Below are 18,394 nucleotides of genomic sequence, written 5' to 3'. Positions count from 1 at the left end.
GATGTCAGTCCTTCGTTGTCGTTTTCGGAGCGGCCGCGGCGGCCGGTGCGGTGCCGCGGAGGAAGCCGAAGCTCGGCAGGACGCACACGGCATAGCTCAGGCAGGCCGCGGTCGTGATCGCGAGCAGGGCGAGGACGCCGTCGCCGAGCAGCCGTTCCAGACCGAGGGCCACGCACGTCATCACGGCCCCGGCCAGGAAGGGCCAGGCGCAGGCGCGCGCCACGGTGCCCAGCCCGACGCCGCCCCGGTGCAGGGCGAAGAGGAACACCGGCACCACGACGGCCCCCGCGACCAGGACGTGGCCCTGGGCCACCCCTTCGATCCCGTTCGCGCCCGCGCCGGCCACCAGCACCGGGACCAGCACGGCGAGCCACAGCCCCTGGACCCCGATGAGGGAGCGGCGGTGTCCGATGGCCACCAGGCAGTCGTAGGCCAGTTCGCAGCCGATCCGCACCAGTCCGAGCCCCATCAGCCACGGCAGCGCGGCGGCGGCGGGCAGCCAGCGCTCCCCGTAGACCAGCTCGACGATCGGACCGGCGAGGGCGGCCAGCAGGACGCAGAGCGGGACCGTGCCCGTCATCACCACACCGAGGGCCCGGCCGAAGCCGGCGGCCAGTGCGCCGGGCCCCCCTCCGGTGCCGCTGTCGGCCAGCCGGGAGAACCCGGCGAAGGAGACCCGGCGAGCCGCCTCGGAGATGATCCGTACGGGCCAGCCGGAGATGTTGAAGGCCAGCACGTAGAAGCCGAGGGCCAGCTGGTCGAGGGAGGAACCCACCACCATGGTGTCCACGTTGACGACCCCGAGCGCGAGCATGCTGGCCCCGGCGAGGGGGAGCCCGAAGCGCAGCAGGGCACGGGCCTGCTCCCGGTCCCAGCCGAACTTCAGGGTGCCGGGCGCGGCCAGGCAGCAGCCGGCGAGCGCGGCCACGTTGCCCGCGACGGAGCCCCAGGCGAAGCTCATCGCACCCCACCCCTGGACGGCCAGCAGCAGGGTCACCGCGGTACTGAGGACGAAGTTGACGGCGTCGATGGCCATCCGCCGGCCCTGCTGGAACTCCCGGGTGAGGAAACCGGCGGGCACCTGCGAGAGCCCGTCGAGGACCACGCACACGCACATCACCCGCAGCACCCCCGAGGCCTCGGGGGAGCCGAGCACCCGGGCCACCAAGGGGGCCGCCGCGAACAGGCCCGCGTACAGCAGCAGGCTGGAAGCGGCGCTCAGGGTGAGGACCGTCGGGGCGAAGCGGCGGGGGTCGCCCTCCCAGCGCACGATGGCGAGGGAGACGCCGAGCTCGTTGGCGGAGAGCAGGACCAGCAGGACCGTCTGGGCGATCCCGTAGACGCCCCAGGCCTCGGGACCGAGGAAGAAGCGGGCGAGGATGATGCCGGTGACGAAATTGCCCAGGCGCATCACCATGGTGTTGACCAGGCTCCACCGGGCGGCGGATCCCACCTTGCGCGCCAGGGACGGAGCCCCGGGCGGGACCTCGTGCGGGTCCTGGGTGCCGGTGTCGGTGGTGGGCGCGGTCACGGCGATGCCTTGGAACGGAAGGCCGACGAGGGCAGGACCTTGAGCGCCATCGTCGCCGTGGGGTCGACGGCGCCGATCCGCTGCTCGTCGGAACTCGAACCGGAATCGGGACCGGCGCCGGGGCCGGGGTTCTCGGGCGGATCCTGGTCGGCGGCCGGCGCCTTGCGCCGGCCGGGCTTGTCGGCCTTGCGGCGCCGGGCCTCGACGAAGAAGGTGGCCACCAGGCTGAGGACGAAGCCCAGGGCCGCCGCCATGACCAGGTACTGGAGCCGGGTCTTCGTCTGCGCCTCGGGCTTCTGCGGGGGCACGATCGTCGCCATGCGGATCATCGCCTCGGGGGTGACCGACTGCTGGGCCTGGAACTCCAGGAGCCGCTTCTCGGCGTACGCGGTGAAGAGCTGGTCCGACTTCAGGACGGCGGCCGGGTCGGTGCCGGTGACGCTCAGCCACATGAAGGGCCCCTGCGCGTTGTCGGCGATCTTCGCCTCGTACAAGCCGGTGAGTCCCTGGGCCTTGAGGTCGGCCTTGGAATCGTCGGAGTTCAGGTTCCGGGCGAGTCCGTCGGCCATGCCGGTGAGCGAGGCCTGGGTGCTCAGGAAGGGGTTGCCGTCGAAGGCCACCGTGGCCTTCTTCGAGTTCAGGAGGGTCACGGTGCTCTGCGACCGGTACTCCACCGGGACCAGCAGGTACACGCCGGTGATGAGCGCGGCCGTGAGCAGCAGCCCGGGCAGCAGCACGTACCAGCGCCTGCGCATGACCCGCCAGATCTCCGCGAGGTCCATCAGCCTTCTTTCGGTACAGGTGGAACGGGGGTGGAAACGGTGCTGTGGCCGGAAGGGCTCGCCGTGCGCCGGCAAACCCCCGCGACCACAGCGCTAGACGGCGGGCGCGGTGCCCGGGACGAGGTCGGTGGGCCGCGGCCGGGTCGCCGCGCTCCCGCCCTCCAGGAGCACCTGCGCGATGCGCTCGCTCGCGCGGCCGTCCCACAGCTCGGGACAGCGGGGCGCGGGCGGATCGTCGAGCACCCGGTGCACCGTGGCCGTGATGCGGTCCGGATCGGTGCCCGCCAGGACGTTGGTGCCCTGCTCGACGGTGATCGGGCGCTCGGTGTTCTCCCGGAGGGTCACGCAGGGCACGCCGAGCGCGGTGGTCTCCTCCTGGATGCCGCCGGAGTCGGTGAGCACGACGCGCGCCGAGTCCTGCAGGGCGATGAAATCGAGGTATCCGGCTGCCGGTACCAGCCGGATGCCGCCCGGTACGCCGATCTCGGCCAGCCGCTCGGCCGCCCGGGGGTGCACCGGCAGCAGCAGCGGGCAGCGGCCCGCGATCTCTCCCAGAGCCTTCAACAGGCCGCGCAGGGCGTCCGGATCGTCCACGTTGGCCGGACGGTGCAGGGTGACCAGGCCGTACCCGCCGCGGGTGAGCCCGTAGCGGTCGAGGACGTCGGAGCGCCGGGCCCGGTCCAGATTGGCGAGGAGCGTGTCGATCATGACGTTGCCGACGACGTGGATCTGGTCCTCCCGGTACCCCTCCGCCCGCAGGTTCGCGGCGGCGTCGGGGGAGGGGGCCAGCAGGTAGTCGCTGAGCCGGTCGGTGGCGACCCGGTTGACCTCCTCGGGCATGCTCCAGTCCCGGCTGCGCAGACCCGCCTCCACGTGGGCCAGCAGCGGCCCGGCCTTCGCGGTGACCAGGGCGCAGGCCAGCGTGGAGTTGATGTCCCCGACCACCACGACCGCGTCCGGGACCAGCTCGCCGAGCAGCGGCTCGAAGGCCTCCATCACCCGGCCGGTCTGGGCGGCGTGGCTGCCGGACCCGGCTCCCAGATAGCGGTCGGGGGTGCGGATGCCGAGGTCGCGGAAGAAGACGTCGTTCATGGACTCGTCGTAGTGCTGGCCGGTGTGGACGAGGACGACCTCGGCGCCGCGGCGCTCCAGGGCGTCCATCACCGGCTTGATCTTCATGTAGTTGGGCCGGGCCCCGGCCACACAGATGATTCTGGGCATGGAGTCAGAGCACCTCCACCGTGGGTCCCGACAGCCGGTTGCGGCAGTCGAGGATCAGCGAGGCGTGCTCGGTGATCATCGGGTAGTCGAAGGAGTCGTGGTCCGTGAGCAGCACGACCACGTCTGCGGCGGCCAGTTCCTTGCGGGTCGGCTCGACCCGCGAGAGGCGGGCGTCGACCTTGATGCTCTCCACCACGTGGGGGTCTGCCGCGCGCACCTTCGCTCCCATGTCCAGGAGCAGCTGGGAGACGCGTACCGCCGGAGACTCCCGGGCGTCGCCGGTGTTCTTCTTGTACGCCAGTCCCAGGAGCAGGATCCGGGAGCCGTTGACCGAGCGGCGCTTGGCGTTGAGCGCGTCCATCACGCGACGCGCCACGTACTCGGGCATGTGGCTGTTGATGTCGTTGGCCAGCTCCACGAAGCGGAAGTTCTGGCCCAGCTCGCGCTGGACCCGCCACGACAGGTACGAGGGGTCGATGGGCAGGCAGTGACCGCCGACTCCGGGACCCGGCGTGAACTTCATGAAGCCGAACGGTTTGCTGGAGGCGGCCTCGATGGTCTGCCACACGTCGATGTCCAGGTGGCGGGCGAACATGGCTATCTCGTTGACGAGGGCGATGTTCACGTGCCGGAAGGTGTTCTCCAGCAGCTTCGCCAGCTCGGCCTCCTTGGGGGAGCGCACCGGCACCGTGGTGTCGACGAGGCCCGCGTAGAAGGTCTCCACGGCCTTGAGCGAGAGGGCGTTGACGCCGGAGACCACCTTCGGCGTCTGCTGGAAGCCCCACACCTTGTTGCCGGGGTCGATCCGCTCGGGGCTGTAGCCGAGGTGGAAGTCCACGCCGGCCGTGAGGCCCGAACCGTCCTCCAGGATGGGGCCGAACAGCTCCTCGGTGGTGCCGGGGTAGGTGGTCGACTCCAGCACGACGGTGGCACCCGGCCGCAGGAACCGCGCCAGGGTGTGCGCGGACTCCTCGATGTAGCGCAGGTCGGGGGCACCGTCCTGCAAGGGGGTCGGGACGGTGACGACCGCGACGTCGAAGCCGCCGCAGTCCCGGGCCTGGTCACTGGCCTGGTACGTGCCCAGTTCCAGCGCCTTGCTCAGCCGGGCGGAGGAGACGTCCTCCACGTACGACTCGCCGGCGGCGAGGCTCTTGACCCGCCGCGCGTCCACGTCGTAGCCGACCACCTGGTGTCCGACCTCGGCGGCCCTGACGGCCAGCGGAAGGCCGACGTATCCCTGTCCCACGACGACGACGCGCATCAGTGACTCCTGTTCGCGGAACCGGCAGACGGTGTGGACGGTGTGCGGCGGATGAGTTCCCGGACCGTCATGAGGAGGAAGGCGGCATTGGTGGTGAGGTAGCGCTTGCCCAGGCGGCGCGGTTCCTGGAGGGTCCGGTAGAACCACTCGAGCCCCATCCGCTGCCAAACCAGGGGGGCGCGCTTGGTGATGCCGGCCAGGATGTCGAAGGAGCCGCCGACGCCGTGCACCACGTGGGCGCCGGTGCGCTTGCCGTAGCCGGCGGTGAAGATCTCCTTCTTGGGCGAGGTCATGCCGAGGAACAGCATCCGGGCCCCGCTCGCGGCCACCGCGTCGGCGATCTCGCCCTGCTCGGAGTCCTCGAAGTAGCCGTTGCGGCTGCCGGCCACATGCAGGGCGGGGAACCGCTCGGCGATCCGGGCGAGCATGAGGTCGAGTACGTCCTGCCGTGCGCCGAGCAGGTGGACGGGGATCTCCGCGGTCTCCGCAGCCGCAAGCAGCCGCATGAACAGGTCGATTCCCGCCACCCGTTCGGGCAGCCGGACCCCGAGGACGCGGCCGGCCCACACCACGGCCTGGCCGTCGGCCAGGACGAGGTCGCAGCCGGCGACCGCCGCGGCGAGGCGGGGGTCGCGGCGCATGTTGACCAGCTTGGCCGCGTTGACCATGCCGATCTCGATCTGTTCACCGCGCCGCACGGCGTCGAGGCACCGCTGGACCGTCTCGTCCATGGTCAGGGGGTCGAGCGCCACTCCGAAGAGCGACTGTCTGTGGTTCATCTCCCGAGCCCCCCGAGCCAGGCGTGGAGCAGCCAGCCGAACTCGTAGGGCCTGCACTCGCGGTCCACCGCCAGCGGGCGGAAGATCCGGTCGAGCGGGGCCAGCCGGGCCCGCGGGGCGACCCTGGTGGTGAGTCCGCGGGCGGCGCGCACGGCCTTGGCGGGATCACCGCGGTAGACCTTGCGCCAGGTGACCCCGAACTCCTCGAGGATCATGGGTTCGCGCGGGGTGCCGTCGGGCCCGGCGATCTCGGGCACCTCCGTCATCCAGCGCAGACCCCGGCGGATCTCCGCCCCGAAGTCCGTGCCGCCCGCCTCGGCCAGGTCGAAGAGGGCCGTCGGGGCCATGGCGTGCTGGTGCACGCTGTAGACGGGGTAGCCCTCCACCACACCGCCCGTGCGGGCGTCGTAGTGCCACCACCACTGTCCGCCGTCCCCCTGCAGGGCGCAGATCCGGGCGGCGCAGGCGTCGGCGGCCGCGAGGGCCTCCGGGTCCGCGCCGCTCGCGTGCAGCCGGGCCAGGGCCTGGAGCGGATAGGTCTGGTCGGCGAAGCAGGCCACGTGGGAGCGGTATCCGGGGACCAGCCCCGGCCCGGTGGCGTGCGGGAACAGCGGTCCGTTCCCGACCCGGGCCGCCAGCAGGCGGTCGCGGGCGGCCGCCAGCCGGTACTCGACGTCCACCGAGGTACGGGCCGCGGTGAGGGCGGAGAGCACCCAGGCGGCTTCCACGGTGTACTGCGGACGTCCGGGCACGTCCAGTTCGGCCACCCTCGCCACGGCGTCCGCGAGTTTGGGATGACCGGTCTCGGCGGCGGCCCAGGCGATGAGCGCGGCGTCGCCGAGGTTGGTCACGGCGGGCAGCCGTTCCACCAGGAGCGCCGTGAACTCCCCGGCGCTGCGGCCGTCGAAGAGGGCGCGCTGGCGCTCCTCGGGGAGGAACCGTGCCCCCAGCGCGGTGATGGCCGCGTACCGGGTGCTGGTACCGCGCCGTTCCACGCGCCTCACGCCTTCGGGGGAGACGGTCCCCGCCCGGGTGAAGACGAAGGTCTCCGCGCCCGGCAGGTACATCTCGGGCAGCCCCGCCTCGGCCAGTGCGAGCAGCCGCTCGGCGAGGGCGTGAAGCGACGGGTCCTCTTGGGCCAGTGCTTCTAATCGTCTGGCGGTCACCGGTTCCCCACCCCGGTCTCCCGCGTGTCTTGCTCGCCCTGTATGTCCGAGCTGTAGCCGTACGGCTCCAACACACCTACCCCCTCTGGAAAATCGTTCCTAGGACAGACCCGGCGGTCGTCGTTCGGCGGAGGGGACTGCGCATGACGGTGCGCGTGCCTGCGGCGTGTTCCCCCGATGGCACGAGCGTCCGGAGCCGCTGGATCCCCCTCCAGCGAAGTCCCGGATCGGGGCGCGCGCGGACGGCGGCGGACGGGCGCATGGTCCTGCGCCGGCCGTCACCTTGTCTGCGATTGCCCTCGTCGTGTACAACCCCCCACTGAACACAGCCTGTTGCCTGCTCAGATCCCGTGTACAGGGACAAGGTATGCCCAAGGATGTTCATTGATTGTGGTTTTGAGGAAATGCCATTGACCCAAATTGCCGACGTTGCGTCAGGTGAGCTCGGCCAGCGTTCCGTCGGTCTCCTCGTGCAGGGCGCCGGTGCGCGGGCACTCCCAGATGTCGGGCTCGCCGTCGCGTTCCACCAGGCGGACCCCGGCCCGGCCCACCCAGCCGATGCGCCGGGCGGGAACCCCGGCCACGAGCGCGAAGTCCGGTACGTCCCGCGATACGACCGCGCCGGCCGCGACGAGCGCCCAGCGCCCGATCCGGACCCCCGCGACGCACACCGACCGGGCCCCAAGGGAAGCCCCCTCGGCCACGATGACCCCGGCCGCCTCCCAGTCGCCGCCGCGCTTCTGCCGGCCATCGGGATCGACGGCCCGCGGGTAGAAGTCGTTGGTGAGCACGGCGGCCGGGCCGATGAAGACTCCGTCGCCGAGTTCGGCGGGCTCGTAGACCAGCGCGTAGTTCTGCAGTTTGACGTTGTCCCCGATCCGTACGCCGGGACCGACGTACGCCCCGCGTCCGACGATGCAGTCGCGTCCGAGCCTGGCGTCCTCCCGCACCTGCGCCAGATCCCAGATCGTGGTCCCCTCCCCGAGTTCGGCCGTCTCGTCGACCTGGGAAGAGGGTTGAATTCGGACACTCACGGGGCGGTCCCCTTACGGCTCGCGAGGAGTTCGGACGCACAGCGCATGGACGCACATCGCGTGGATGTACGTCGCATCGGGGTACGTCGCATTGAGGTACGGAGGGAGCATATGCGGCATCGGGCCCGCTCGTGCCGGAGATCAACCGACTGTTCACTCAGTGGACTTGGCGGCACCGGGGCCGCGGCGGCGACCAGCTGCCTTAAGGACGCCCGATCGCTTCCTTAAGTGGAACCTAAGGTTCGCGATCGCCATCCAGAATCGATCAAATGTCCGTTTCGGGGCGGCTAGCGTGCTGCCGCACCCCCGAAACCCCCGAAACCCCCGACCCCCCGGCAATTCAGAGGCAGGCACGCGATGGGCAGCACGACCGGTCACCGGCGCAGGACGAGCACGAGGGCGAAGGCCGTGGGCGGGACGGCGGTGGCAGCGCTGATCGCGGCCGCCGCCTTCGCTTTCACGGGTACGGCCCAGGCCGCCTCGGTCGGCGCGGTCTACACCAAATCGAGCTCCTGGAGTGGTGGTTACACCGGAACGTACGTGATCACCAACAACAAGAGCCGGGCGCAGACCGGTTGGACCCTGGAGTTCGACCTGCCCGCGGGCACGACCCTGAACTCCCTGTGGAACGGCTCGCACACGGTCAGTGGACGCCGTGTCACCGTGAAGCCCGCGGCGTGGAACAAGGAGCTGGCCGCGGGAGCCTCCGTCACGATCGGCTTCGTCACGAGCGCGAGCGGCACCCCGGGCAACCCGACGGCCTGCCGGATCAACGGTGCGAAGTGCTCGGCGGACCAGGGCTCGACACCCCCGCCGGGCGGCCGCCCCACCACCGTCCCGACCGTCGCCCCTTCCGCCGCGCCCACGCAGGCGCCGACGGCCGGTACGAGCGCTCCCACGACCCCCACGGCGCAGCCGACCAGGCCCACCCCGCCCACCGCGACGGCCACCCCCACGACCCCGCCCCCGACCGGAAACCCGGCCGGCGGCGCCCGGTTCGCGCCGTACGTCGACACCTCCCTCCACCCCGCCTACGACCTGGTCGACACGGCGGCCAAGACCGGCGTCAAGGAGTTCCACCTCGCCTTCATCACCTCCGGCGGCGGCTGCGCCCCGCTCTGGGGCGGGGTCACCGAGCTCGGACACGACAAGGTCGCCGCGCAGATCGGCGCCCTGCGGGCCAGGGGCGGGGACGTACGCGTCTCCTTCGGCGGCGCCGCCGGGCACGAACTGGCCCTGAACTGCGGCTCCTCGAAGGAACTGGCCGCCGCCTACGGCAAGGTCGTCGACCAGTACCGGCTCACCAAGGTCGACTTCGACATCGAGGGTGCGGCCCTGCCCGACACGGCCGCCAATACCCGCCGCGCCCAGGCCATCGCCCTGCTCCAGGCCGCCCACCCGGGGCTGGACGTGGCCTTCACCCTGCCCGTGATGCCGGAAGGGCTCACACAGCCGGGCGTGGCCCTGTTGGCGGACGCGAAGAAGGCCGGCGTGCGGATCCACGGCGTCAACATCATGGCCATGGACTACGGCCCCGCCTACAGCGGTGACATGGGCCGGTACGCGATCCAGGCCGCCACGGCCACGCAGGCGCAGATCAAGGGAGTGCTGGGCCTCTCCGAAGCAACGGCCTGGAAGACCGTCGCGGTCACCCCGATGATCGGCGTCAACGACGTCACGAGCGAGATCTTCACCCTCGCCGACGCCACCCAGCTCGTGGAGTTCGCGAGCGAGAAGGGAATCGGCAGGCTGGCGATGTGGTCCGCGACCCGCGACCGGCAGTGCCCGGCCGGGGTCGTGAACTACGCGGACGCGACGTGCAGTTCGATCCTCCAGCAGCCCCTGGCCTTCACGAAGGCCTTCGCGACCCTGCGCTAGGCCGTCTCTTTCGGATCTTGCGTGGCCCGCGCCGCCCGGCAAGATCCGAGAGAGAGAACCCAGGCCGTCTCAGGAGGTCGTGAGGATGACCAGGCGCTGGGTCGCGCGGGTCATGGCGACGTAGCGGTCGACGGCGCCTTCGATGCCCTCGCCGAAGCCGTCCGGGTCGAGGAGGACGACCAAGTCGAATTCGAGGCCCTTCGACAGGGTCGGCGTCAGCACGCGGATCCGGGAGCTCGCAGGGAACGCGCTCTCGTCGACGGCAGAGCCGGAGATGACGCAGGCGACCCCGTCGTCCTGCGAGTCGAGCCAGTCGCCGAGGACCGTGGCGAGGTCCGCGGCGCGGCCGCGCGTGACGGGAATGCCGCTGCTGCGGACGGAGGCCGGCACGTTCGCGTCGGGGAGCGCGGCGCGGATGACCGGCTCGGCCTCGGCCATGACCTCTTCCGGGGTGCGGTAGTTGACGCTCAGGGAGGCCATGGTGATCCGGTCGAGCCCGGCCCGTTCGAGCCGGTCCCGCCACGACTCGGTGAACCCGTGCCGGGCCTGCGCGCGGTCCCCGACGATCGTGAAGCTCCGCGACGGGCAGCGGGCCAGCAGCATCTGCCATTCGGCGTCGGTCAGTTCCTGCGCCTCGTCCACGACGATGTGGGCGAACGGGCCTGCGAGAAGGTCGGGTTCGGCGCCGGGCAGTGCGTCCCCGTCGATCAGGGCGTCCTGCAGGTCCCGTCCCCGCAGCATCCCCACCGCGCCCTGGCTCTCGTCGATCTCCGTGTCCTGGAGCAGCCGGTCGATGACGTCGGACCTGCGCGCACGCTCGGCGGCGACGGCGGCTTCGTGCCGGCGCTTGCGCACGGAGGCCTCGGCGTCGCCGAGCCGCTGCCGGGCCGCGTCCAGGAGCGGCAGGTCCGCCGCCGTCCAGGCCTGGGCGTCGGCGCGCTGGAGGAGGGCCACGTCATCGGGTCCGAGCCACGGAGCGCACTTGCGCAGGTAGGCGGGCACCGACCAGAGGTCTCCGACGAGCTCGCCCGCATCGAGCATCGGCCAGGCCCGGTTGAGGGTGGTGATCAGGTCCCGGTCCTGGAGCAGCGAACGGCGGAGCAGGTGGGGCGGGACGTCGCTGTCGTCCTGGTCCATCAGGATCGTGAGCAGCTCTTCCAGGATCTGGTCGCGCGCCTCGTTGTGCGGGGTGCCCGGTTCCACCGCCTCGAACGCGGCCGCCCAGTCGTCGGCACCGAGCCAGAGGTCCGACCAGTGGCTGGAGACCGTCATCCCCTTGGTCGGCGGCTCCTCGTAGATGCGCACCGCCGCCTCGACCGCCTTCACCAGGTCGGCGGACGACTTGAGGGCGGCCACGCGCGGGTCGGCCTCCACCCCCGCGCCGGCACCCTCGTCGACGAGGTCGCGCAGGGTGCAGGTCTGCACGCCCTCCTCGCCGAGGCTGGGCAGCACGTCCGAGACGTAGGCCAGGTAGGGCCGGCTCGGACCGACGAACAGCACACCGCCGCGACGGTGCCCCAGCCGGGGGTCGGAGTACAGCAGGTGGGCGGTGCGGTGCAGGGCGACGACGGTCTTGCCCGTACCCGGACCGCCGTCGACGACGAGGGCGCCCCGGGATCCGGCCCGGATGATGGCGTCCTGGTCGGTCTGGATGGTGGCGAGCACGTCGCGCATCCGGTCCGACCGGTTGGAGCCCAGGCCGGCGATGAACGCGGACTGGTCGTCGAGCGCGGCGCGCCCTTCGAGGCCCTCCGCGGAGAACACCTCGTCCCAGTAGTCGCTGATCCGCCCGCGGGTCCAACGGTACCTGCGACGGCTCGCCAGGCCCATCGGGACGGCGTGCGTCGCCGCGAAGAAGGGTTCGGCCGCGGGGGAGCGCCAGTCCAGCAGCAGCCGGTTGCCCGCGCTGTCGGTGAGGCCGAGGCGTCCGATGTACACGGGCGCGGAGCCGTCGGCGGGGACGATGTGCCCCAGGCACAGGTCCAGCCCGAAGCGGCGCAAGGTGCGCAGCCGGCTGGTCAGGCGGTGGATCTCCGTGTCGCGGTCCATCGCCTCGCGGCCGACGCCGCCGGGGGCCTTGCGCGTGGCCTCCAGACGGTCGGACAGTTCGGCGATCGTCTGCTCCAGGCAGTGCGAGACGGCCGCGAAGTGCCGTTCGTCGCCGTCGATCAGCGCCGGGTCGGCCTTGGGGGAGAGACGGTCGGGAAGTTCGAACGCACTGGTGGCGGTCGCCGTCGACCCGACGGAACCGTGTGAACCAAGAGCTGACATATCAGCACGCACTGATTGAATCTCCCATTTTCCGGCAAGTTCTGGCCTAGGTCCGCGATTTTGCCCCAGTCGGGGGGCCTTGCCGCAAGCCCCCCAGTGCGCTATATGTTGTAAGTGGCAAGGAGTCCGTACTCCTTCTGGCCTCCGCTCATCTCTCTTCGCCCCCTCCTCCACCGGCCGCCGAGGCCTGGTGGGGACGGCTGGCTACAGTACGGCCATGACTTCCGAGGCCGTGCCCCTTCACCTCACGAGGCCGGCACCGGCCCACGTGGTGGCCGTACTCGCCTTCGACGGCATGGCGCCCTTCGAACTGGGCGTGGTGGTCGAGGTGTTCGGCCTCGCCCGCCCCGAGCTGGGGGACCTGCCCTGGTACGAGCTGCGGGTCTGCTCTGCGGAACCCGGCCGGGACCTGCGCGTGGTCGGCGGGTTCACGCTCCGCGCCGAACACGGGCTCGACGTCCTCTCCGCCGCGGACACCGTGATCATCCCCGGAGTCTCCCCGGCGGGTGGCACCATCGCGCCGGCGCTGGTCGACGCCCTGCTCAAGGCCCATGCCAGGGGGGCGCGCCTGGTCTCGATCTGCTCCGGCGCCTTCGCGCTCGCCGCGACCGGTCTCCTCGACGGCCGCCGGGCCACCACCCACTGGCGCTACGCCCGTACCCTCGCCGAGCGGCATCCCGCGATCGAGGTGGACGCGGACGTCCTCTACGTCGACAACGGCGACGTACTGACCAGCGCGGGCAGCGCCGCCGGCATCGACCTCTGCCTCTACCTGGTCCGCGCCGACCACGGCGCCGCCGTCGCCAACACCGTGGCCCGGCGCTTCGTCGTGCCGCCCCACCGCGAGGGCGGCCAGGCCCAGTTCATCGAGGCGGCCATCGGAGAGATAGGACCCGACGGCGCCGACGACGGGATCTCCCGGAGCATGGCCTGGGCCCTTCAGCGGCTGTACGGTCCGCTCTCGGTCCCGGCGCTGGCCCGCGCGGCGAACATGTCGGAGCGTTCCTTCCTCCGCCACTTCACCCGTCGCAACGGTGTGAGCCCGATCCGCTGGGTGGTCTCGCAGCGGATCGCGGCGAGCCTGCCGCTCCTGGAGTCGGGCGAGGGGACGGTGGACGAGGTGGCCGCGGCGGTCGGCTTCGACTCCACCGCGACGTACCGCCACCACTTCACCCGGCAGATGCGGACGACGCCGACGGCCTACCGGAAGGCCTTCGTCAGGGTCGCCGCAGTCGCCACACCCCTGGCGGGATCTTGACGAGTGGAGGCGTTTACGCCACTCGTCGCAGGGGTGGCGGGAACAGAGGATGGAGTCATCGCCGCAAGGGAGTCCACCCGGCCGGCGAGCCCCCGCACTCTGCCCCGCACAAGGAGTTCCCCGATGTCCGCGACCCTCTCGTCCACCGCTTCCGCCGCGCCCGCCACCGCCGCGCCCGCCACCTCTGAGCCCACCAGCGCCGTCCTCTCCGTCCCGGCCGCGGCTCCGGCCGCTGCGGCGGCCCACTACGCCGCCCGGCTCGCCTTCGAGGCGGACGTCTCGGACGTACGGGCCGACCTGCTCTCCGGTGTCCCGGGGCTGGTGGTGGTCGACTCCCGCAGCGAGGCCGCCTGGGACCAGGGTCACATTCCGGGGGCGCTGCATCTTCCGACGGCACGGATCGCGGAGCTGGCGCCCTCGCTGATCGACCCGGCGCTGACGGTGGTCACCTACTGCTGGGGCCCCGGCTGCAACGGCGCCACGCGTGCCGCCCTCGCCTTCGCCCGGCTCGGCTACCAGGTCAAGGAGATGCTGGGCGGGTTCGAGTACTGGGTCCGCGAGGGCTTCGCCTTCGAGACGGCCCGGGGCACCGACCAGCGCGCCATCGACGATCTGACCGCCCCGCGCTCGGGCATCTCCTGCGCCTGCTGAACGCCGTACGGTCGCGCGAGGGTCTCCTGCCCCCGGACCTGCCAGGGCCCCAGCCCGCCAGGCCCTCAGACCGCCAGGGCCGTCGTGATCACCAGGGGAGGCCTGGCCCGCTCCGCCGACCAGGTGCGGCCGGCGGCGAGGTCCGCGTCGACGAGGCCGGGGAGGCCCAGGGCCTCCTCCACCGTCGGGCGGTGCTGGACGAGGAGGGTGAATCCGGCCCGCTCCAGCAGGGCCGGGTAGAAGTCCACGGGCCACGCGTGGTTGGGCATCACCTGCCAGCTGCCGTCCGTGCGCCGGAGCCGTACGGGCAGCTCGTCGCCCGGGGCGTAGTGCCCACCCGGGTCGCCGATGCTCAGCGAGGCGTACTCCGTCCCGCTGCACGCGGGATCGGTGGCCAGCAGGACGAACGGGCCGCCGGGCCGCAGGATCCGGCGGATCTCCCGGAACACCGCGAGCACCGCTTCCTCGGTCGGCAGCGAAGCCAGGACGTGGTTGCACATCACGGCGTCGGCGCCGCCGTCCGCCAGGCAGGCCGCGCGCCCGTCCGTGACCAGGTGGAATTCGGCGACCGCCGTCCCGGCGCCGCGGGCCAGCGCGAGCATCTCGGGGGAGGTGTCCACGGCCAGCACCTTCGCTCCGAGCAGCCGGGCCCCGTGGTCGGCGACCTTGCCCGGCCCGCATCCGTAGTCCACCAGAACGGATCCGCTGCCGACCCACCGGGCCAGGGCCCGGAACACGAAGGGATACCCCAGCAGCCAGTCCGTGGCCGCCTCCACGGCGGCGAAGGCCTGCGCGCCCTCCGGCCCGGACCAGGCGACGGGCTCCTGCCCGCCGCCGTGGTCCGCGCCGCCCGTTTCGCCGCCCGTTCCGCCCCGCGCGGCTCGTCCGGGTCCCTCTGGCCAGTCGTTCACAGTTCCCACTATCGGGCCGTGGGGGCCCGGCCCGCATCCCGTTCCGCCGCCTCGGCGATCCGTTTGACGGCCGCCAGCCGTCGGTCCCAGTCGGCCGCGAGGGTGGCCATCCATCTGGCCGTCGCGTCCAGCGCCGCGGGCCGCACGGTGTACCGGACCTCGCGTCCGGCCCGGCTGCCGGAGACGAGCCCGGCGGCGTCCAGGACGGCGAGGTGCTTGACCACCGCCTGCCGGGAGACGGGCAGGCCCTCGGCCAGGGTGGTCGCGCTGACCTCGCCGTGAGCGGCGAGCAGGCCGAGCAGCTTGCGCCGGGTCGGGTCGGCCAGCGCGACGAGGACGTGGTCGACCGCCTCTTCGGCGCCGGGGAGTTCCCCGCTCACGCGACCGGTTGTTCGGCGCGCTTCCTGAAGGCGTCGAGCACCTGCGGCCAGCCGCCGGTGTTGTCCTTCAGCGCCTTGTCGCGCAGTTCCTCGGAGCCGGCCAGTGCCGCGAACCCGCTCTCCACGACGCGCAGTCGGGTCTTGTCCCCCTCACGGCTCAGGGTGAACTCCACCAGGGTGCTGTTGTCCTCGCGCAGCTCCTGCCCGGGGAAGGCGCTGGCCCACCGGTACGCCAGGTAGGTGGGCGGCTCGACCTTCTCCACCCGTACCGGGAACTCGCCGTACTCGCTGTTCTTCGCCACGACCGACTCCCCTTCCCTGGCCACCATGCCGGCCAGGCTTCCCTCGTCGGCCACCCAGAAGCCCGGCTCGGCCACCAGGGACCAGACCCGTTCCAGGGACGCCTCGATCAGGGTGTCGCGTTCGATCCGGTCCGCGTTCATCAGGGACTCCTTCGTCGCAAGCCATTGAGTGATTCGGTGCAACTCCAGAGTTGCACGTCGACCCTCGTCGCGCAACCGCAAGGTTGCACGAGGACGAGTGGTGCGGGTTCGCCTACGCTCGGGTCCATGGTGCAGAGCCGGGCGGAAGACGTGGACGCATACCTCGCCGAGGTCCCCGAGGAACGCAGGGAGGCCCTGACCCGGCTGCGCGAGCTGTGCCGGACCGAGCTGCGCGGATTCACCGAGGTGATGGCGTACGGGATGCCCGCGTACGAGCGGGAGGGCGTCGGGGAGATCGCCTTCGCGAGCCAGAAGCAGTACGTCTCCTTCTACCTGATGCGCGACGACGTCCGCGAGGCCTTCGAGGAGCGGCTCGCGGGCCATGACATGGGCAAGGTCTGCCTGCGCTTCCGCAGGCCGGAGAAGATCGACTTCCCCCTTCTGAGAGACCTGCTGCGGGCCACGGCGGCCGGTCCCGGGAAGGTCTCCTGACCGCCGCGGCGAGACGTTTTCGGAACAACCGAAAAGAAAGTTGCGCGCAGGCTGTCACAACCGTGGACCGGCCGGTGTCTTGTGTCCGAACCCTCGAAACGAAGGAGATGGACACCATGGCCGAGACCACCAACGTCATCGTGATCGGCGGCGGATACGCCGGAGTGATGGCCGCCAACCGCCTGAAGCAGCGCGAGGACGTCACGGTGACCCTGGTCAATCCGCGCGCGGTCTTCGTGGAGCGGATCCGCCTGCACCAGCTGGCGGGCGGAACCCACGGAGCCGTGGTCGCGTACGACGAGGTCCTGGCCGAGGGGGTGACCCTGCTCGTCGACTCCGTCGAACGCATCGACACCGCCGAGCGCGGCGTGACCCTGGCCTCTGGTGGCCGGCTCGCCTACGACTACCTCGTCTACGCGGTGGGCAGCGGCAGCGCGGACCCGACCGTGCCGGGCGCGGCCGAGTTCGCCCACCCGATCGCCACCCTGGAGGACGCGCAGCGGCTGCGGCCGGTCCTCGACGCCGCGCCGTCGACGGCCGCGGTGACCGTGGTCGGCGCCGGTCCGACCGGCATCGAGACCGCCGCCGAACTGGCCGAGCAGGGCCGGGCCGTGACCCTGGTGTGCGGCGGGGTCCTCGGCCCGTACCTCCACGCCCGCGGGCGGCGCTCCGTGGCCCGGCGGCTGACGGCGCTCGGGGTGAGCGTGCTCGAAGGCCCGGACACCAAGGTGACGGCCGTGACGCGCGACGCCGTCCGGCTCGCGAACGGCCGCGAACTGGCGGGCGCGGTGACCATCTGGACCGCCGGTTTCGGCGTCCCGGACCTGGCCGCGCGCAGCGGGCTGAGCACCGACGCCCTGGGCCGCCTGCTCACGGACGAGACGTTGACCAGTGTGGACGACGAACGCGTCTTCGCGGCCGGGGACTCGGCGGCGCCCTCGGGCCTGGCCCCGCGGATGAGCTGCCAGGCCGCGACGCCGATGGGCGCGCGGGTCGCCGACACGGTACTGAGCCGGATCGAGGGCGAACAGCCGGAGACCCTCAACTCCGTGTTCGCAGGCCAGTGCATCAGCCTGGGACGAGGCGCAGGCATCTTCCAGTTCGCCCACAAGAACGACACCGCGCTGTGGTTCCACATCGGCGGCCGGACCGGCGCGAAGATCAAGGAAGTCGTGTGCAAGGGCACCGTCAAGCACCTCGCCGCGGAGGCCGGCAAGCCGGGTTCGTACGGCTTGCACCGCGTGTCCGGAGGCGACGCCCGCGGCCGGCGCCTGGAGGCCGAGCAGGGCGGCATCAGGGCCGCCGCCGATCAGACCGCTTGAGCCTGCCGGCCGATCAGATGATCATGAGCTGATTCGAACCGCCCGAAGGCCAACGGAAACTGACGGAAGAGAAACCACCATGGACACCCCGGTGCAGGGACCTGATCAGGCGACCGAGACCTTCGTCGCCCACCGCAACCTGCTCTTCACGGTCGCCTACGAGATGCTCGGCTCGGCGGCCGACGCCGAGGACGTGCTGCAGGAGACGTGGCTGCGCTGGGCGGGCGTCGATCTCGCCCGGGTCACCGATCAGCGCGCCTACCTGGTGCGCATCACCACCCGCCAGGCGCTGAACCGGCTGCGCACCATGAGCCGCCGCAAGGAGGCCTACGTCGGCCAGTGGCTGCCGGAGCCGCTGCTCACCGCGCCGGACGTGGCCGAGGACGTGGAACTGGCCGAGAGCATGTCGATGGCGATGATGCTGGTCCTGGAGACGCTCGGACCGACCGAGCGGGCCGTCTTCGTGCTCCGCGAGGTGTTCGGCCTCGACTACGAGGAGATCGCGACCGCCGTCGACAAGACACCGGCGGCGGTCCGGCAGATCGCGCACCGGTCCCGAAAGCACGTCGACGCCCGCCGCCCCCGCCAGACGGTTTCCGCGAGCGAGACCCGGGCGGCCGTGGAATCGTTCCGCCGGGCGTTCGAAACCGGGGACCTGCAGGGCCTCCTCGACGTGCTCGCCCCCGAGGTCGTCTACATGGGCGACGGCGGCGGCATCAAGCAGGCCGCACTGCGGCCGATCGTCGGCGCCGTCAGCGTGGCCCGGGTCTTCGCCGGCATGTCGGGCAAGGCCGTCAAGGGCGGCATCTCGTTCTTCTTCGCCCCCACCATGGTCAACGGCACCCCGGCCCTGGCCGTCCACATCGACGGTGAGTTCGACGGAGTCATCGCCTTCCACGTCCAGGACACCCGCATCGCCGGCCTCTACTTCGTCCGCAACCCGGAGAAGCTGTCCCACGTCGCGACCGAGACCACACCCACCCTGCGGTGAACGCCGGGCGGTACCTGCCCGGC

General features: G+C 71.7%; 17 protein-coding genes. 6 read left to right on the top strand and 11 right to left on the bottom strand.

Going from position 1 to position 18,394, the window contains the following annotated elements:
• Positions 1–4 precede the first annotated feature (4 nt).
• The 7 genes from ACFYM0_RS04600 to ACFYM0_RS04570 form a co-directional block, all read right to left on the bottom strand.
• Positions 5–1,531, bottom strand: a complete 1,527-nt coding sequence (locus ACFYM0_RS04600; protein WP_388496426.1) for an oligosaccharide flippase family protein — start codon at positions 1,529–1,531, stop codon at positions 5–7.
• The gene (locus ACFYM0_RS04595) at positions 1,528–2,313 is read right to left on the bottom strand and encodes a chain length determinant protein (protein WP_388496424.1); all 786 of its coding nucleotides are present in this window, start codon (positions 2,311–2,313) and stop codon (positions 1,528–1,530) included. Before ACFYM0_RS04595 ends, ACFYM0_RS04600 begins: the two co-directional genes overlap by 4 nt.
• Positions 2,314–2,406: 93 nt before the next feature.
• Positions 2,407–3,534, bottom strand: coding sequence for a non-hydrolyzing UDP-N-acetylglucosamine 2-epimerase (gene wecB, locus ACFYM0_RS04590; RefSeq protein WP_388496423.1), 1,128 nt, complete (start codon positions 3,532–3,534; stop codon positions 2,407–2,409).
• A gap of 4 nt (positions 3,535–3,538) precedes the next feature.
• Positions 3,539–4,795 (bottom strand): nucleotide sugar dehydrogenase, encoded by a 1,257-nt coding sequence (locus tag ACFYM0_RS04585; protein WP_388496421.1) that lies wholly within the window; start codon positions 4,793–4,795, stop codon positions 3,539–3,541.
• Complete coding sequence (locus ACFYM0_RS04580; protein WP_388496419.1) at positions 4,795–5,574, bottom strand: WecB/TagA/CpsF family glycosyltransferase; 780 nt, start codon at positions 5,572–5,574, stop codon at positions 4,795–4,797. The genes ACFYM0_RS04585 and ACFYM0_RS04580 overlap by 1 nt, the downstream gene beginning before the upstream one ends.
• Positions 5,571–6,740 carry a hypothetical protein gene (locus ACFYM0_RS04575; RefSeq protein WP_388496418.1) on the bottom strand — a complete coding sequence of 390 codons (1,170 nt, stop codon included), beginning with the start codon at positions 6,738–6,740 and terminating at the stop codon, positions 5,571–5,573. Before ACFYM0_RS04575 ends, ACFYM0_RS04580 begins: the two co-directional genes overlap by 4 nt.
• Before the next feature lie 434 nt (positions 6,741–7,174).
• Positions 7,175–7,774 carry an acyltransferase gene (locus ACFYM0_RS04570; RefSeq protein ID WP_388496416.1) on the bottom strand — a complete coding sequence of 200 codons (600 nt, stop codon included), beginning with the start codon at positions 7,772–7,774 and terminating at the stop codon, positions 7,175–7,177.
• Between the two features lie 357 nt (positions 7,775–8,131).
• Between ACFYM0_RS04570 and ACFYM0_RS04565 the strand changes: the two genes are divergently transcribed.
• Positions 8,132–9,652, top strand: a complete 1,521-nt coding sequence (locus tag ACFYM0_RS04565; protein ID WP_388496415.1) for a cellulose binding domain-containing protein — start codon at positions 8,132–8,134, stop codon at positions 9,650–9,652.
• 69 nt (positions 9,653–9,721) lie between these two features.
• On the opposite strand, the gene helR is transcribed toward ACFYM0_RS04565, so the two are convergent.
• A complete protein-coding gene (gene helR, locus ACFYM0_RS04560) occupies positions 9,722–11,923 on the bottom strand; it encodes an RNA polymerase recycling motor ATPase HelR (RefSeq protein ID WP_388496413.1) in 2,202 nt (733 codons plus the stop codon).
• A 217-nt stretch (positions 11,924–12,140) separates the two neighbouring features.
• On the opposite strand from helR, the gene ACFYM0_RS04555 reads away from it, so the two are divergent.
• Positions 12,141–13,181, top strand: coding sequence for a helix-turn-helix domain-containing protein (locus ACFYM0_RS04555; RefSeq protein WP_388496411.1), 1,041 nt, complete (start codon positions 12,141–12,143; stop codon positions 13,179–13,181).
• Between the two features lie 123 nt (positions 13,182–13,304).
• Entirely contained in the window at positions 13,305–13,832 is a 528-nt protein-coding gene (locus ACFYM0_RS04550) for a rhodanese-like domain-containing protein (protein WP_388496409.1), read from the top strand.
• 65 nt (positions 13,833–13,897) lie between these two features.
• On the opposite strand, the gene ACFYM0_RS04545 is transcribed toward ACFYM0_RS04550, so the two are convergent.
• Genes ACFYM0_RS04545 through ACFYM0_RS04535 form a run of 3 tightly spaced genes read right to left on the bottom strand, consistent with a single transcriptional unit; the run spans position 13,898 to position 15,566 of the window.
• Positions 13,898–14,743, bottom strand: coding sequence for a class I SAM-dependent methyltransferase (locus tag ACFYM0_RS04545; protein WP_388496408.1), 846 nt, complete (start codon positions 14,741–14,743; stop codon positions 13,898–13,900).
• 8 nt (positions 14,744–14,751) lie between these two features.
• Positions 14,752–15,123 carry an ArsR/SmtB family transcription factor gene (locus ACFYM0_RS04540; protein WP_388496406.1) on the bottom strand — a complete coding sequence of 124 codons (372 nt, stop codon included), beginning with the start codon at positions 15,121–15,123 and terminating at the stop codon, positions 14,752–14,754.
• On the bottom strand, positions 15,120–15,566 hold the full coding sequence (locus tag ACFYM0_RS04535; RefSeq protein WP_388496404.1) for an SRPBCC domain-containing protein: 447 nt from the start codon (positions 15,564–15,566) through the stop codon (positions 15,120–15,122). The genes ACFYM0_RS04540 and ACFYM0_RS04535 overlap by 4 nt, the downstream gene beginning before the upstream one ends.
• Before the next feature lie 126 nt (positions 15,567–15,692).
• On the opposite strand from ACFYM0_RS04535, the gene ACFYM0_RS04530 reads away from it, so the two are divergent.
• From ACFYM0_RS04530 to ACFYM0_RS04520, 3 genes are all read left to right on the top strand, one after another.
• On the top strand, positions 15,693–16,058 hold the full coding sequence (locus tag ACFYM0_RS04530) for an iron chaperone (RefSeq protein WP_388496403.1): 366 nt from the start codon (positions 15,693–15,695) through the stop codon (positions 16,056–16,058).
• Positions 16,059–16,174: 116 nt separating this feature from the next.
• Positions 16,175–17,380 carry an NAD(P)/FAD-dependent oxidoreductase gene (locus tag ACFYM0_RS04525; protein WP_388496401.1) on the top strand — a complete coding sequence of 402 codons (1,206 nt, stop codon included), beginning with the start codon at positions 16,175–16,177 and terminating at the stop codon, positions 17,378–17,380.
• Between the two features lie 79 nt (positions 17,381–17,459).
• A complete protein-coding gene (locus ACFYM0_RS04520) occupies positions 17,460–18,371 on the top strand; it encodes an RNA polymerase sigma-70 factor (protein ID WP_388496399.1) in 912 nt (303 codons plus the stop codon).
• The last annotated feature ends 23 nt before the right edge of the window (positions 18,372–18,394 follow it).

This window comes from Streptomyces sp. NPDC006487, assembly GCF_042870555.1.
Taxonomy (GTDB): domain Bacteria; phylum Actinomycetota; class Actinomycetes; order Streptomycetales; family Streptomycetaceae; genus Streptomyces.
This window is presented reverse-complemented; position numbering and strand designations above follow the sequence as displayed.

Bases quoted from the DNA above. Each gene is read 5' to 3' on its own strand.
- ACFYM0_RS04595 (WP_388496424.1), bottom strand. From the start codon at position 2,313: ATGGACCTCGCGGAGATCTGGCGGGTCATGCGCAGGCGCTGGTACGTG.
- wecB (WP_388496423.1), bottom strand. From the start codon at position 3,534: ATGCCCAGAATCATCTGTGTGGCCGGGGCCCGGCCCAACTACATGAAG.
- ACFYM0_RS04585 (WP_388496421.1), bottom strand. From the start codon at position 4,795: ATGCGCGTCGTCGTCGTGGGACAGGGATACGTCGGCCTTCCGCTGGCC.
- ACFYM0_RS04580 (WP_388496419.1), bottom strand. From the start codon at position 5,574: ATGAACCACAGACAGTCGCTCTTCGGAGTGGCGCTCGACCCCCTGACC.
- ACFYM0_RS04565 (WP_388496415.1), top strand. From the start codon at position 8,132: ATGGGCAGCACGACCGGTCACCGGCGCAGGACGAGCACGAGGGCGAAG.
- helR (WP_388496413.1), bottom strand. From the start codon at position 11,923: ATGTCAGCTCTTGGTTCACACGGTTCCGTCGGGTCGACGGCGACCGCC.
- ACFYM0_RS04555 (WP_388496411.1), top strand. From the start codon at position 12,141: ATGACTTCCGAGGCCGTGCCCCTTCACCTCACGAGGCCGGCACCGGCC.
- ACFYM0_RS04550 (WP_388496409.1), top strand. From the start codon at position 13,305: ATGTCCGCGACCCTCTCGTCCACCGCTTCCGCCGCGCCCGCCACCGCC.
- ACFYM0_RS04535 (WP_388496404.1), bottom strand. From the start codon at position 15,566: ATGAACGCGGACCGGATCGAACGCGACACCCTGATCGAGGCGTCCCTG.
- ACFYM0_RS04530 (WP_388496403.1), top strand. From the start codon at position 15,693: ATGGTGCAGAGCCGGGCGGAAGACGTGGACGCATACCTCGCCGAGGTC.
- ACFYM0_RS04525 (WP_388496401.1), top strand. From the start codon at position 16,175: ATGGCCGAGACCACCAACGTCATCGTGATCGGCGGCGGATACGCCGGA.
- ACFYM0_RS04520 (WP_388496399.1), top strand. From the start codon at position 17,460: ATGGACACCCCGGTGCAGGGACCTGATCAGGCGACCGAGACCTTCGTC.